Origin of the sequence: Halomonas eurihalina, from assembly GCF_008274785.1 — a bacterium.
Classification (GTDB): domain Bacteria; phylum Pseudomonadota; class Gammaproteobacteria; order Pseudomonadales; family Halomonadaceae; genus Halomonas; species Halomonas eurihalina.
Genome location: NZ_VTPU01000003.1, coordinates 118,721 through 132,667, shown reverse-complemented (window position 1 = coordinate 132,667; position 13,947 = coordinate 118,721). Strand labels below are relative to the sequence as shown.

The following is a 13,947-nucleotide window of genomic DNA, read 5'->3' as shown; positions in this document are numbered from 1 at the left end:
CTGACCACATGGTCAAGAATTGAAATATCACGTGCTTTATCCGATACAACGACAAACGGAGCCGGCCATGATCGACTTCTACCTGAATGGCGAGCGACGCCACTGCAGCGACGTCGCCGCCGACACCAGCCTGCTCGAATTGCTGCGCGTGCATCTCGGGCGAACCGGGACCAAGGAGGGATGCGCCTCCGGTGACTGCGGCGCCTGCACCGTGGCCATCGGCGAGCCGGACGCCCTGGGTGAGCTGGTCTATCGCAACGCCAACGCCTGCATCCTGCCCGCCCACCAGATCGACGGCTGCCACCTGGTTACCGTGGAAGGCCTGGCGCGAGGCGACGCGCTGCATCCGGCCCAGGCCGCCATGGTCGACCATCACGGCAGCCAGTGCGGATTCTGCACGCCGGGCATCGTGATGTCGCTGTTCACCCTGCATGAAGAACAGCGCCGCGCCCCCGCCCCGCTGACCCAGGAGCGCCTCGAGGCGGCGCTGGGTGGCAACCTGTGTCGCTGCACCGGCTATCGTCCGATCCGCGATGCCGCGCTCAGCATGGCCGACTATCCCGACGTCCGCCCCGCCTGGGCCGACGAGCCCCACCTGGGCAGCAATGTCGCCTGGCTGCGCCGCCCCGAGGGCGGCGAGCCGACCACCGCCGGTCACTACGTCGCGCCCCAGGATATCGCCGCCCTGCGCGACCTGAAGCGTCGACGCCCGAAGGCACGCCTGGTGGCCGGCGGTACCGACCTGTGGCTGGAAACCACGCAGCAACTCAAGCCACTCGATGACATCATCGATGTGCGCCAGGTGGCCGAACTCACCACCATCGACGAGACACCTGACGGCTGGTGGATCGGCGCGGCGGTGACACTGGCCGACATGACCCCGCTGCTCACCGAACACTATCCGGCCTTCGAGCACCTGATGCACCGCTTCGCTTCGTCACAAATCCGCAACCGCGGCACCCTGGGCGGCAATATCGCCAACGCCTCCCCCATCGGCGACACCCCGCCGGTCATGCTGGCCCTGGATGCCCGGCTGCGCCTGGACGGCCCGGATGGCGCTCGCGAGCTGCCGCTGTCGGATTTCTTCCTCGATTACCGCAAGACGGCCCTGGGCGAGAACGAGTTCATCGCCGCCATCTTCCTCCCGCGCCCGACACCGGCGCAGAATCTCAAGGTATGGAAGTTGTCCAAACGCCGAGAGGACGACATCTCGGCGGTGCTCGCCGCCTTCGCCTGGCGGCTCGAGGATGGCGTGATGCGTGACGTCCGCCTGGGTTTCGGTGGCATGGCCGCCATCCCGCGACGCGCCACCGAGACCGAGGCCGCCCTGGAAGGGCGAGCGCCCGAGCCCGCCGTCTTCGCCGCCGCCCGCGCGGTGCTGGGCGAGGAGTTGACACCGATGAGCGATGTGCGCGGCAGTGCCGAATACCGCCGCACCGCCGCCGGCAACATGCTCGAACGCCTGCGCCTGATGATCGAGGCCGACATGCACGCCGCCGAGGCGACACCGAACCACGCCAGCGACAACAACAATCCTGCGACCAAGGTGACTCTCGATGCGTACGCTCACTAGGCTTTCCCCCTCACCCGACACCACCGAGCGCCAGGGCTCGGCCGGCGCGCCCCGTGCTCACGAGAGCGCCATCAAGCACGTGACCGGGCGCGCCGCCTATATCGACGACCAGCCGGCGCCGGCCGATACCCTGCACGTCGCGCTCGGCCTGTCGCCGGTGGCCCATGGCTGGCTCAATCGCCTGGATCTCGAGAAGGTCAGATCCGCTCCCGGTGTGGTCGACGTCATCACCCTGGCGGACGTGCCCGGCCACACCGACATCGGCCCGGTGTTCCCGGGCGATCCGATCTTCGCCAGCGACGAGATCAGCTATGTCGGCCAGTGTCTGTTCGCGGTCGCCGCCGAGAGCCACAAGGCCGCGCGATTGGCCGTCAAGGAGGCGGTGGTCGAGATCGACGAGCGCCCGGCCTGCCTCGACCCGGTGGCGGCCACCGAGCGCGAGGAATTCGTGCGGCCCACCCATGTCCAGGAGCGTGGCGACTGGCAGCGTGCCCTGGCGGATGCGCCCCACCGACTCGAGGGCGAGCAGTTCGTCGGCGGACAGGAGCACTTCTATCTCGAGGGGCAGGCCTGCCTGGTGGTGCCAAGCGAAGACGAAGGCGTGATGGTCTACACCTCCAACCAGCACCCCAGCGAGACGCAGAAGCTGGTCGCCGAGGTGCTCGGCATCCCCTTCCACGCCGTCACCATGGAGATGCGTCGCATGGGCGGCGGCTTCGGCGGCAAGGAAACCCAGGCCTCGCCCTGGGCCTGCATCGCCGCCATCATCGCCCGGCGCACCGGTCGCGCCGCCAAACTGCGCCTGCCTCGCGCCGAGGACACCCGCGCCACCGGCAAGCGCCATCCCTTTCACAACCGCTATCGTCTCGGTTTCGACGAGCGCGGCGTGCTGGCCGGTGGCGAGATCACCGTCATCGGCGACTGCGGTTATTCGCCGGACCTCTCGGATGCCGTGGTCGATCGTGCCATGTTCCATGCCGACAACGCCTACTCACTCGGCGATGCCCGGGTCACGGGCCACCGAGCGCGGACCAACACCGCCTCCAACACCGCCTTCCGGGGTTTCGGTGGCCCTCAGGGCATGATGATCATCGAACGGGCCATGGACGACATCGCCCGTCACCTCGGCGAGGACCCGCTGACCATCCGCAAGCGCAATCTTTATCGCGCCGCGGACGACGGCGGAGCGGCCCGCGATGTGACCCACTACGGGCAACGCGTCGAGCAGTTGAGCCTGCTACACGACATCATCGACCAGCTCGAGACGAGCAGCGACTACTGGCAACGCCGGCGCGAGATCACCGCCTTCAATGCGACCAGCCCGATCATCAAGAAGGGCCTGGCGCTGACCCCGGTGAAGTTCGGCATCTCCTTCACCGTGCAGCATCTCAACCAGGCCGGTGCCCTGTTGCTCGTCTATACCGACGGCAGCGTGATGATCAACCATGGCGGCACCGAGATGGGCCAGGGCCTGCACACCAAGGTCTGCCAGGTGGTGGCCCGGGAGCTCGGGCTCGACCTGGAACGTGTGCGCATCAGCGCCACGCGCACCGACAAGGTGCCCAACACCTCGCCCACCGCCGCCTCCAGCGGTGCCGATCTCAATGGCCAGGCCGCCCGCGATGCGGCGAGCAAGCTGCGCGAGCGGCTGTTCGATTTCGCCGCCGAACATTTCGACCGTGAAAACGGCGGCCTCGACCGCGAGGCCATGCACCTGGAGGACGGTCACCTGGTGGCCGGCATCGGCGAGAGCGAACAGCGCATTCCCTGGGGCGAATTGATCCAGGCCGCCTACATGGGCCGCGTCTCGCTCTCCGAGAAGGGCTTCTACGCCACGCCACTGATCCACTATGACCGTGCCAGCGGCCGTGGCCGCCCCTTCTACTACTTCGCCCACGGTGCCGCCGTGGCCGAGGTCGAGGTCGACACCCTCTCCGGCGAGTACCGGCTGAGCCGCGCCGACATCCTCCACGACGTCGGCGACTCGCTTAACCCGGCCATCGACATCGGCCAGGTCGAAGGCGCCTTCATCCAGGGCATGGGCTGGCTGACCAGCGAGGAGCTCAAGTGGAACGACGCCGGACGACTGGTCACCGACGGCCCTTCCACCTACAAGATCCCGGCCTTCGGTGACCTGCCGCCGACCTTCAACGTCGAACTGCTGCAGGGGCATCCCAACTCCCAGGCCAGCATCTACCGTTCCAAGGCAGTGGGCGAGCCGCCCTTCATGCTCGGCATCTCGGTCTGGTCGGCGCTGCGCGACGCCCTGGCCAGCCTGGTCGACTACCGCGAAAGCCCGGCGCTGGACACCCCGGCCACGCCCGAGCGCGTGCTGATGGTCGCCGAGGCCCTGCGACGCCAGTACGCCGAGGATGCCACCAGCCCGAGGAGACCCGACCATGCCCCGGCATGACACCAAGGCCTCCGGAACCTGGCACTCGGCCCTCGACCGGCTGCAGCGGCAGGCCCGTCCCCATGCCCTGGCCAGCGTGGTGGGCACGGCAGGTTCCACGCCACGGGAACCCGGCGCCAAGATGGTGATCACCCCCGATGCCGTCCACGATACCCTCGGCGGCGGCAGCTTCGAGTTCCAGGTGATCGATGTCGCCCGCGCTGCCCTCTCAGGTGGCGAGGGCGGCAGTCACCTCGAGGCCTTCCCGCTGGGCGGTCGCTCCGGCCAGTGCTGCGGCGGCTACGTGCACGTGTTGATCGAGGTCTTCACCGGCGCCGAGATGACGGTGGCACTGTTCGGCGCCGGGCATGTGGGCCGGGCGCTGGTCGAGATACTCGCTCCGCTGCCCTGGCGTGTCCTGTGGTTCGACAGCCGGGACGACGCCTTTCCGAGCGAGGTCGAGTCCCATGAGCGCTTGAGTTGCCGGCGCATCGCCGCCGGCTCCGAGGGCGCCGACGTGGCCAGCGCCGTGGACTCGCTGCCCCCCGGCTGCCATGCCCTGGTGATGACCCATGATCACGCCGAGGATCGCGCCCTGGTCGATGCGCTGCTGCGTCGCGGCGATTGCGCCTCGCTCGGCCTGATCGGTTCGGCCTCCAAGTGGGCGAGCTTTCGCCGGCGGCTGGCCGACGCCGGTCACGATGCCGCCGCCCTTGGCACCGTGCGCTGCCCCATCGGCATCCCCGGTGCCAAGGGCAAGCGTCCCTACGAGATCGCCCTGGCGACCGCCGCCGAACTGCTCACGCTCAAGCCAGATGTCCAGCGCCCGGACCGGCTCGGCGTAGCCCCCGAGGTACTACGTGATGCCTTTACACCACCACGCGACTAGGCATTGACTGAAAACTGCCTGCGCTCGTCGACTTTTCAGACAGTGCCCAGACGCGAGACATAACGAGGTGTTAGGCGAGCTTTCGACCGGGCTGGCGCACCAGCACCGCGCACAAATTCGCCAGGAGCGAATCTGAACCGTCTTTGGACAGGCCCGTAGGGTAGCCGCCAAGGATGGCGGCTATAGCGCAGCGATTTGCATGCGCAGGCATTTATACAGTGTTTCCCTAAAAAGATTGGAGAATTCTATGACCACCCGCCGACCCGCCATGCGCGTCCTGCGCGGCCCCTTGCTGAGCTTCGACGCCGATCCCGGCGATGGTGACAGCCCCGCCTCCGGCAGCGTGCGCTATCTCGAGGACGGCGCCCTCTGGCTCGACGAGGGCCGCATTCGCGCCATCGCCGACTACACCGAGCTGGCCCCTCGGCTGCCCGCCGGCATCGAAGTGGTCGACTACAGCGGCAAGTTGATGATGCCGGGCTTCATCGACACCCATGTGCATTACGTTCAGCTCGACATCATGGCCTCCTACGGCCGGCAACTGCTCGACTGGCTCAACGAATACACCTTCCCGGAAGAGTGCCGCTTCGCCGAACGCGCCCACGCCGAGAGCGTCGCCGAGGCCTTTCTCGACGAATCCCTTCGGGTTGGCACCACCACCGCCCAGGTGTTCTGCACCTCTCACCCCGGCTCCGTCGATGCCTTCTTCCATGCCGCCCGTCGCCGTGGCCTGCGCATGCTGGCCGGCAAAGTGCTGATGGATCGCCACGCCCCGGACGGCCTGCTCGACGATACCCTTGGCGGTCTCGCCGACAGCGAGCGCCTGATCGCCGACTGGCACGGACGGGACCGGCTGGGTTATACCCTGACGCCGCGCTTCGCCCCGACCTCCACCCACGAACAGCTCGACGCCACCGGCGCGGTGCTGAGGAATGCCCCCGACCTGCACCTGCAGACCCATCTCTCGGAGAATCTCGGCGAGATCGACTGGGTCGCCGAGCTCTTCCCCGAGTGTGAGGATTACCTGGGTGTCTACGAACGTTTCGGCCTGGTCGGGCCACGCAGCACCTTCGCCCACGGCATCCACCTCACCCAGCCGATGCGTCGCCGACTGGCCGATGCCGGGGCCAATATCGCCTTCTGCCCCACCTCCAACCTCTTCCTGGGCAGCGGTCTCTTCGACCGTCAGGCCTGTCAGGAGGCCGGCCTGGCCACCAGCCTGGCCAGTGACGTGGGCGGCGGCACCGATCTTTCGGGGCTCGGCACCCTCAAGGCCGCCTATCAGGTCGGCCAGTTGCTCGATCAACCGCTGACCGCCTGGCAGGGTTTCTATCGACTGACTCTGGGCAACGCCCGCGCCCTTCACCTTGACGAACACATCGGCCGGCTGCGCGAAGGCGGCGAAGCCGATATCGTGGTGCTCGACCCCGAGGCCACCCCGCTGCTGGCACGGCGTACCGCCCGCTGCCGGACGCTCGCCGAACGTCTCTTCGCACTGATGATGCTGGGCGACGACCGTGCCGTTCACGCCACCTGGGCCAACGGCGCATGCGTTCACCAACGCGACATCACCAGCCAGGCAGCAGCGGTGGCCAGCTGACCCACTCGCAACCCCGAAACATCGGGGTGGCTGCGAGTGGGCGCGTCGATGCCCCAGGCGTCCTTCGCTCCCGTGCGGCTTCGCCGTCGCGATGATCCAGGGCGTGACATCGACCTCTGTGTCGACCCTGTGACATGGTAGGACGACGCAAAGGATGATGGCGTCTTCGCACGCGTTGTCCGGCGCCAGGGATTACCGCTTCATTACGCAAGGGACATGCATTGACGACGCCCGTCTTTCTCGCCGTGCTGGCCAGCGCCTTGATGCATGCCAGCTGGAATGCGCTGGTCAAGGTCGGACTCGACCGCCTGCTAAGCATCTCGTTGATCCAGGTCGGCTGCGGCATCATCGCACTGTTCGGTGTAGCCTTCGTGCCGCTGCCCAACGCTGCCGCCTGGCCCTGGCTGCTGGTCTCGGTGATCCTGCATATTGGCTACAACATCTTCCTCGCCCGTTCCTACCGGGTCGGCGACCTGGGCCAGATCTACCCCATCGCACGCGGCTGTGCGCCACTGTTGGTCACGCTGATCGGCATCGCCCTGCTCAGTGACCAGCCCTCTGCGCTGGGTTATGCCGGCATTGGCCTGCTGGTGCTCGGCATCCTATGCATGGCATTCCCCGGAGGGCGCCACTACCGGCTCGAACATGCCTCGCTGGTCAATGCATTGATCACATCCGCATTCATCGCCGGCTATACCCTGGCCGATGGCAGTGGCGCGCGTGCCAACGGCGACGCCATCGGCTACGTCATCTGGCTATTCCTGCTCGACGGTTGCGGCATGCTGCTGGTCCTGGTCGCCCTTCACGGCACTCGAACACTGCCGCAGCTCGGTCGCCACTGGCGGGTCGGGCTGATCGGAGGCGCCCTCTCCCTCGGCGCCTATGGCGTCACCATCTGGGCCATGACCCAGGCGCCGATCGCGCTGGTGGCCGCGCTGCGCGAGACCAGCGTCCTGTTCGCCATTGCCATCGGAATGATCTGGCTCAAGGAGCCATTGCGTCGGGAACGCCTGCTGGCCGGCGGGCTAATTCTGGCCGGTGTGGTGCTGACCCATTGGGGGTGAGTAGCGCGTTCGGCGACCCGAGGCGATCGAGTCGCCGAACGCATCAGGAAAGTCCTTCGATCTCGCCGGCTTCGTCCAGCCGCATGCCATCGCTGGCCGGGTGACGAGGCATACCCGGCATACGCATGATGGCCCCGCACAGTATCACCACGAAACCGGCCCCGGCGGCCAGTTCAGCCTCGCGGATCGGCAGCACATGTCCCTCGGCCAAGCCCCGTAGTTCGGGGTCGGCGGCGAAGCTGTACTGTGTCTTGGCGATGCATACCGGCAGGTGGCCATAGCCCAGTGCCTCGTATTCCTCGAGCTGGCGGCGAGCCCGGTCCTCCAGGCTGATGTCCGCGGCCCCGTAGAGCCGGGTGGCAATGCTGCGCACCTTGTCCACCAGGGAGGTTTCGTCCGCATAGGTCAGTGTCGGCGCCGTCGTCGGCGCATCGAGCAATGCAGCCACCCGCTCGGCCAGCGCCTCGCTGCCGGCCGAGCCATCCCGCCAATGGCTGCTGACCGTCATTTCCACGCCCATCGCCTCGCAGGCCTCGCGCAGCGCGGCATGTTCCTCGTCCGAATCCTGATCGTACTGGTTGAGCGCCACGACCAGCGGTACGCCGAAGCTACGAAGATTCTCGACGTGACGGGCCAGATTGGCGGCGCCACGACGCACCGCCTGCGGATCAGGCTGCCCCAGCGCCTCCTGGGCGACGCCGCCGTGCATCTTGAGGGCACGCAGGGTGGCCACCACCACCACGGCATTGGGAGCCAGGCCGGCCTGGCGGCACTTGATGTTGAAGAACTTCTCGGCGCCCAGATCGGCGCCGAAACCAGCCTCGGTCACCACTACGTCGGCCAGGGCCAGCGCCGAACGGGTGGCCATCACCGAATTGCAGCCGTGGGCGATGTTGGCGAAGGGCCCGCCATGGACGAAGGCCGGGTTGTGCTCGAGAGTCTGCACCAGGTTGGGCGCCAGCGCCTGCCGGAGCAGTGCCGCCATGGCGCCATCGGCCTTGAGGTCGCGAGCCAGCACCGGCGCACCGTCGCGGGTGCGTGCCACCACGATCTCGCCAAGGCGCCGCTGCAGGTCGTCGAGATCATGTGCCAGGCAGAGGATTGCCATGACCTCGGAGGCTGCGGTGATATCAAAGCCGTCGCTGCGCGGCACGCTCTGCCCACCCTGGCCGACGGTCAGGTGGCGCAGCGCTCGGTCGTTCATGTCCATCGCCCGCTTCCAGGTGATGCGCTCGGGATCCAGGTTAAGTTCGTTGTTCCAGTGGAGATGGTTGTCGATCAGGGCGGCCAGCAGGTTGTGGGCGCTGGTGATGGCGTGGAAATCGCCGGTGAAGTGCAGGTTGATATCCTCCATGGGGATCACCTGCGAGCGACCACCGCCGGCGGCACCACCCTTCATGCCGAAACAAGGCCCCAGCGAGGGTTCGCGCAGGCAGATGGCGGCGCGATGGCCAAGCCGGTTCAGGCCGTCGCCGAGCCCGACGGTGGCAGTGGTCTTGCCTTCTCCGGCAGGCGTCGGGGTGATCGACGTGACCAGCACCAGCTTGCCCCGCGGGCGCTCGGCCAGGTCGTCGGTGAAGGCGTGGGGCAGCTTGGCCTTGGTGTGGCCATAGGGCAGAAGATCCGAGGGCGCGATGCCGAGCCGTGCGGCCACCTCGGTAATGGGCCGCGGCGTCACCGCTCGGGCGACGACGATATCCGGCGAGCCGGGAGGCGGCCAATCAGGCGGGGGAGATGTCTCCAGCGGCAAGGATTCTTCAGCCAGGGGTTCGTCGTGCCACGGCATATAGTCGGTCATCTCGCCCCCTTGCGAGGCGCCACCCAGTGGCGCCACCGTCCTGAACCCGAGTATTCTCAAGCAGCGTGGAACGCCTCGGGCGGGAACGGCATTCCGATTGCGACGCCGGCGTAGTCGAAACGGACATCACCCGGCGCAGAATACCCAACTGGCACGCTCCTTCCCCACAACTTCCCCACAACGTCTAGCCGCAGGCCTTCAGGCGTTCGAGCAGCTCAGTGCGACGCGCCTCGCTCATGAAGGCGGCGTCGATGGCGTTGCGGGCCAGGTCGATGAAGGTGCCGCGCGACCAGTCGAAGGCACGCTGGCAGGCTTCGAAGTTCTCCAGCATGCCGCCGCCGAAATAGGCCGGATCATCGGAGTTCAGGGTCAGGTTCAGCCCCGATTTCAGGAGTTCAGGCAAGGGATGGTCGTCGAGGCGTTCGACGACCTTGAGACGCAGATTGGAAAGCGGACAGACGGTAAGCACCGTGCCCTGCTCGCGCAGGCGCGCGACCAGCTCGGGGTCTTCCAGACAACGTACTCCATGATCCACCCGGCAGACATCCAGCACGTCCAGCGCCTCGCGGATGTACTCGGGTGGCCCCTCTTCGCCGGCATGAGCCACCCGTGGCAACCCGAGCGCCCGGGCGCGCTGGAAGACCTCGGCGAACTTGGCCGGCGGATGGCCGAGTTCCGCGCTGTCGAGCCCCACGGCATCCAGGATTTCCCAGTAGGGTTCGGCACGCTCCAGCAGTTGCATCGCCTCCTCGGCGGGCCGGTCACGCAGGAAGGCCATGATCAGCGCCGTGGACATGTCGAGTTCGCGCTCGGCGCGTCGACGGGCCTGGCCGAGCCCTTCCATTACCGTTTCCAGGGCCACGCCCCGGGCCAGGTGGGCCTGAGGGTCGACATGCATCTCGACATGCACCACACCCTCGGCATGCGCGCGCTGGAAGTAATCCATGGCCAGGTCGTGGAAGTCACGCTCGGTGCGTAGAACGCTCATGCCCTGGAAGTACAGATCCAGGAAGGACTGCAGGTCCTCGAAGTCGTAGGCGGCACGCACCTCATCCTCCGAAGCATAGGGCAGGCTCACGCCGTTTCGCTCAGCGAGCGCCATCATCAGTTCGGGCTCCAGGGTGCCCTCGATGTGCAGGTGGAGTTCGGCCTTGGGCAGGCGCTTGAGAAAGTCCCGCATGAGTTACCTCGTTCGATGCTTTGCCCTATCCTGAAAGATTCTGACCGGTTGCGCAAAGCGGTGATCCGATGTGGGCTGTCAGATCGATCGTGCGCGTCACTCCGGGCAGTGGCATGGCCTCATCATCGTGACGATGCGAGAGATAGATCACGGTTCGCCCTGCCAGCCAGGCATCAAGCCGCTCGGCCAGCCGTTGCGCGGTCGTTGCATCGAGCCCGGTAAAGGGCTCATCGAGAATGACCAGCCCCGGATCGCGCAGCATCAAGCGCGCCAGTACCAGCCGTCTCGCTTGCCCGCCGGAGAGACGTCTCCCGCCCTCGCCCACTCGCGTCGCGAGGCCATGCGGTAGCCCCCCGGCCCATTGCCCCAGCTCGACCTCGTCGAGAAGATCCCACAAGCGTTCATCGGAGGCCTCGGGATCACCCAGGCGCAGGTTCGCCGCCAGGCTGTCGTCGAACAGTTCGCTGTTCTGGGTCAGCAAGGCCAGGCGACGACGCAGGGCTTGCGCCTCGAAATGTTCGATCTCGATACCGCCCAGACACACACGGCCGCTGTCGGGCACGATCTGCCCGGCGATCAGGGCCGCCACGCTCGACTTGCCGATACCGGAGGGGCCACACAGGACGAGCCGTTCTCCAGCCGCAAGTTGCAACGAGAAATCATCGAGAACAGCCGTCAAGGCACCGGGATAACGCAATCCGACCCGTTCCAGGCTCACCGATAGCGCTCCTTGCGACGGCAAGGGGCCTGCCGGCGATACGCTCACCGGGTGCCGGGCAGCTTCCAGGGCATTGAGTCGTTCAGCGGCGGCCTGGGTGGCGCCGAACTGGGTAAAGGCCATGGGCAGCGCCATGAGTGCCTCGCTCATCGCCAGCACGGCCAGCGGCATCATCACCATCAAGGGGCCGGACAAGGCCTCGGCCGCCCAGAGCTGCGCTCCCAGCCAAAGGGCCAGCAACCAGGCCAGGCCGACCGCCATCCCAGCCAGCGCCGAGCCCAGGGCAGCCAGCCGCCCCAGACAGCTCTGATCGACGCGCAGCCGCGCTTCGATGGCGTCCAGGCGCCGACGCTGCTCGGCCAGTGCACCATGGCTTTCCAGCTCCGCCATGCCCGAGAGGTGCTCGATCACGCGCCCGCGCAATCTTTCCAGCTCCGCCACGCGACGCCGGCTGGCGGCCAGCCCCCAGCGGGCCTGGCCGATCGTCAACCAGCACCAGGCAAGCCCCAGGACGAGCCCCACCGCCAGGCCTGCCGACGGCGCCCACACCGTCAGCAAGGCGCTCAGGCCAAGAATCGCCAACAAGGCCACCAGGGCCGGCGCCAGCAGACGCAGGAAGAGGCTGTCCAGAGTATCGATGTCGGCGGTCAGTCGATTCAGCCAGTCGCTGGCACGCCGCCGACTCAGGCTGGCGTTGTCGAGATCGACCAGAACCGCGAACATGTGGCCACGCAAGTCAGCCAACAACCGCAGCACCGTGTCGTGGTTGTACAGGCGCTCCACGTAGCGCGCCACGGTACGCGTCAGCGCGAAGGCGCGAATGCCGCCACCGGGCACGTAGACGTCCAGGGTTATCGCGCCCCCTGCCGCCAGCACCAGGCCGGCCAGCGCGGTGGCGGTAATGAACCAGCCCGACAGTGCCAGCAAGCCCAGCGCTGCCGCCAGGGCCAGCAACATCAAGGCCGCTCCCGCCAGCAGGCGCCGGCGACGCCGGCCGAGATGAACGAGCCAAGGCCGCAGCGTGGCGAACAGTCCCGGCGTAGCCTCAGTCATGCATCGCCTCCTCGAGTACGCCCTGCTCATGTGCTCCTTCCAAGCCCAGGGATAGCCGGCGCGTCGCCAGAGCCAGGGGCGCCGGCCGGTGGCTGGCGATCACCAGGGTTCGGCCCTGCTCGACCAGCGCCGAGAGCGCCTCGAGCACTCGGGCCTCACTGTCGTCGTCCAGGCTCGCCGTGGGTTCGTCCAACAACACCAGTGGTGCCGGGGAAAGGAAGATGCGCGCCAGGGCCAGGCGGTGGGCCTGGCCGCCGGAAAGCCCGACCCCGCGCTCGCCGAGCGGCGTGGCCAACCCATCGGGCAAGGCCTCGAGCAGCTCTCCCAGACCGACGCGCCACAAGGCATCACGCAATGCGGCCTCGTCCGCCTCGGGAGCCGCCAGGCGCAGATTGTCGGCCAGGCTGCCATGGATCAGCAGTGGGCGCTGATCCATCCAGGCCACCCGCAGATCGGGGGCAGCGCGGTGCCGTCCCGAGGCCGGCGCGATGAAACCGGCCATCAGTTGCAACAGGCTCGACTTACCGACGCCGGATGGGCCGCTCACGCCGAGTATCTCGCCGGAACGCACCGTCAGATCCAGAGGGCCAAGCACCCGGCCCCGTTCCGGATACGACACCGTCACGGCTTCCAGCTCGACCAGGGCATCGCTCCGGCATGGCAGTGGCGCCTCGTCGCTGCGCGGCGGAATTTCATCGAGCAGCGCCACCATCCCCTCGGCCGCTCCCAGGGCAGCAGCACGGTCATGATAATGCTGGGACAGGGTGCGCAGCGGCTGGAAGAACTCCGGCGCCAGCAGCAACACCAACAGGCCGCTGAACAGGGTCAGCTCATCGGCCGGTCCGAAGCCGATATAGCCGAGCAGACCGAAGCCGACATAGATGGCCACCACAGCGATGGCCACGGCGGCGAAGAACTCCAGCACCGCCGAGGAAAGAAACGCCAGACGCAGGGTGCGCATGCTGCGCCGGCGATAGTCGTCGGCGGCGGCATGCACTTCGCGGGTGGCTCGCTCACCAGCCCCGAAGAGCTGCAACGTGGTGATGCCCCGCACCCTGTCGATGAAGTGGCGGGAGAGCCGCGATACGGTGTCGAACTGCTCGCGATTGAGACGCTCGGCGCCCATTCCCACCAATGCCATGAACAGGGGAATCAAAGGAGCGGCCAGCAACAGGAACAGGGCCGCCAGCCAATCCAGCCAGACTACGACGCCCAGGATGACCAGAGGGATCGCCACCGCCAGGCGCATTTGCGGGAGAAACCGCGCGATGTAGCCGTCCAGCGCCTCGACCTGATCGACCACCCGGTTGGCAAGGCTAGCGCTGTGGTGATCGGCCAGCCCGACCGGACCGAGGCGCTCGAGATGATCAAGCAGCTCACGACGGGCCCTGGCCCGCACGCGCAGGCTGGCAGTCAGGCCCGCGCTTTCCTGCCCCCATTGGGCCAGGGCTCGCAGCACGATCATCGCCACCAGCACCGCGAACCCTGCCGCCAGCGATGATGGCTCGGCCCCTTCGATCAGCATCGACGTCACCAGCCAGGCCAGCGTCGCCATCTGGGCGATGGTCAGCAGTCCCGCCGCGGTGCCGGCGATCACTGCCAGTGTCAGATGACGACGCTCGGTCCTTGCCAACCCGGCCAGCCAGGCGCGGGGCGTTTCCCCTTTCATGTCGCGCCCGG

Annotated in this window: 9 protein-coding genes; 5 read left to right on the top strand and 4 right to left on the bottom strand. The window is 67.3% G+C overall.

What is annotated here, in order from left to right; translation table 11 throughout:
* Positions 1–67: 67 nt before the first annotated feature.
* The 5 genes from xdhA (at position 68) to FZZ93_RS04575 (ending at position 7,518) form a co-directional block, all read left to right on the top strand.
* On the top strand, positions 68–1,573 hold the full coding sequence (gene xdhA / locus FZZ93_RS04595) for a xanthine dehydrogenase small subunit (RefSeq protein WP_149321152.1): 1,506 nt from the start codon (positions 68–70) through the stop codon (positions 1,571–1,573).
* Positions 1,557–3,986 carry a xanthine dehydrogenase molybdopterin binding subunit gene (xdhB, locus tag FZZ93_RS04590; protein ID WP_149321151.1) on the top strand — a complete coding sequence of 810 codons (2,430 nt, stop codon included), beginning with the start codon at positions 1,557–1,559 and terminating at the stop codon, positions 3,984–3,986. Before xdhA ends, xdhB begins: the two co-directional genes overlap by 17 nt.
* Positions 3,973–4,854 carry a xanthine dehydrogenase accessory protein XdhC gene (gene xdhC / locus FZZ93_RS04585; protein ID WP_149321150.1) on the top strand — a complete coding sequence of 294 codons (882 nt, stop codon included), beginning with the start codon at positions 3,973–3,975 and terminating at the stop codon, positions 4,852–4,854. The genes xdhB and xdhC overlap by 14 nt, the downstream gene beginning before the upstream one ends.
* A 247-nt stretch (positions 4,855–5,101) precedes the next feature.
* Positions 5,102–6,454, top strand: coding sequence for a guanine deaminase (gene guaD, locus FZZ93_RS04580; protein WP_149321149.1), 1,353 nt, complete (start codon positions 5,102–5,104; stop codon positions 6,452–6,454).
* 221 nt (positions 6,455–6,675) lie between these two features.
* The gene (locus FZZ93_RS04575) at positions 6,676–7,518 is read left to right on the top strand and encodes an EamA family transporter (protein ID WP_149321148.1); all 843 of its coding nucleotides are present in this window, start codon (positions 6,676–6,678) and stop codon (positions 7,516–7,518) included.
* Between the two features lie 43 nt (positions 7,519–7,561).
* Here FZZ93_RS04575 and FZZ93_RS04570 read toward each other — a convergent pair whose 3' ends face one another.
* The 4 genes from FZZ93_RS04570 to cydD all read right to left on the bottom strand — a co-directional run bounded on the left by FZZ93_RS04570 (position 7,562) and on the right by cydD (position 13,936).
* A complete protein-coding gene (locus tag FZZ93_RS04570; protein ID WP_223111765.1) occupies positions 7,562–9,316 on the bottom strand; it encodes a formate--tetrahydrofolate ligase in 1,755 nt (584 codons plus the stop codon).
* Between the two features lie 184 nt (positions 9,317–9,500).
* Complete coding sequence (locus FZZ93_RS04565) at positions 9,501–10,496, bottom strand: adenosine deaminase (protein ID WP_149321147.1); 996 nt, start codon at positions 10,494–10,496, stop codon at positions 9,501–9,503.
* Positions 10,497–10,521: 25 nt separating this feature from the next.
* Positions 10,522–12,267, bottom strand: a complete 1,746-nt coding sequence (cydC, locus tag FZZ93_RS04560) for a thiol reductant ABC exporter subunit CydC (protein WP_246146106.1) — start codon at positions 12,265–12,267, stop codon at positions 10,522–10,524.
* Positions 12,260–13,936, bottom strand: a complete 1,677-nt coding sequence (gene cydD / locus FZZ93_RS04555; protein WP_149321145.1) for a thiol reductant ABC exporter subunit CydD — start codon at positions 13,934–13,936, stop codon at positions 12,260–12,262. The genes cydC and cydD overlap by 8 nt, the downstream gene beginning before the upstream one ends.
* Positions 13,937–13,947: the final 11 nt, after the last annotated feature.

Coding starts and splice junctions, on each gene's coding strand:
- xdhA (WP_149321152.1), top strand. CDS start 68: ATGATCGACTTCTACCTGAATGGCGAGCGACGCCACTGCAGCGACGTC.
- xdhB (WP_149321151.1), top strand. CDS start 1,557: ATGCGTACGCTCACTAGGCTTTCCCCCTCACCCGACACCACCGAGCGC.
- xdhC (WP_149321150.1), top strand. CDS start 3,973: ATGCCCCGGCATGACACCAAGGCCTCCGGAACCTGGCACTCGGCCCTC.
- guaD (WP_149321149.1), top strand. CDS start 5,102: ATGACCACCCGCCGACCCGCCATGCGCGTCCTGCGCGGCCCCTTGCTG.
- FZZ93_RS04570 (WP_223111765.1), bottom strand. CDS start 9,316: ATGACCGACTATATGCCGTGGCACGACGAACCCCTGGCTGAAGAATCC.
- FZZ93_RS04565 (WP_149321147.1), bottom strand. CDS start 10,496: ATGCGGGACTTTCTCAAGCGCCTGCCCAAGGCCGAACTCCACCTGCAC.
- cydC (WP_246146106.1), bottom strand. CDS start 12,267: ATGACTGAGGCTACGCCGGGACTGTTCGCCACGCTGCGGCCTTGGCTC.
- cydD (WP_149321145.1), bottom strand. CDS start 13,936: ATGAAAGGGGAAACGCCCCGCGCCTGGCTGGCCGGGTTGGCAAGGACC.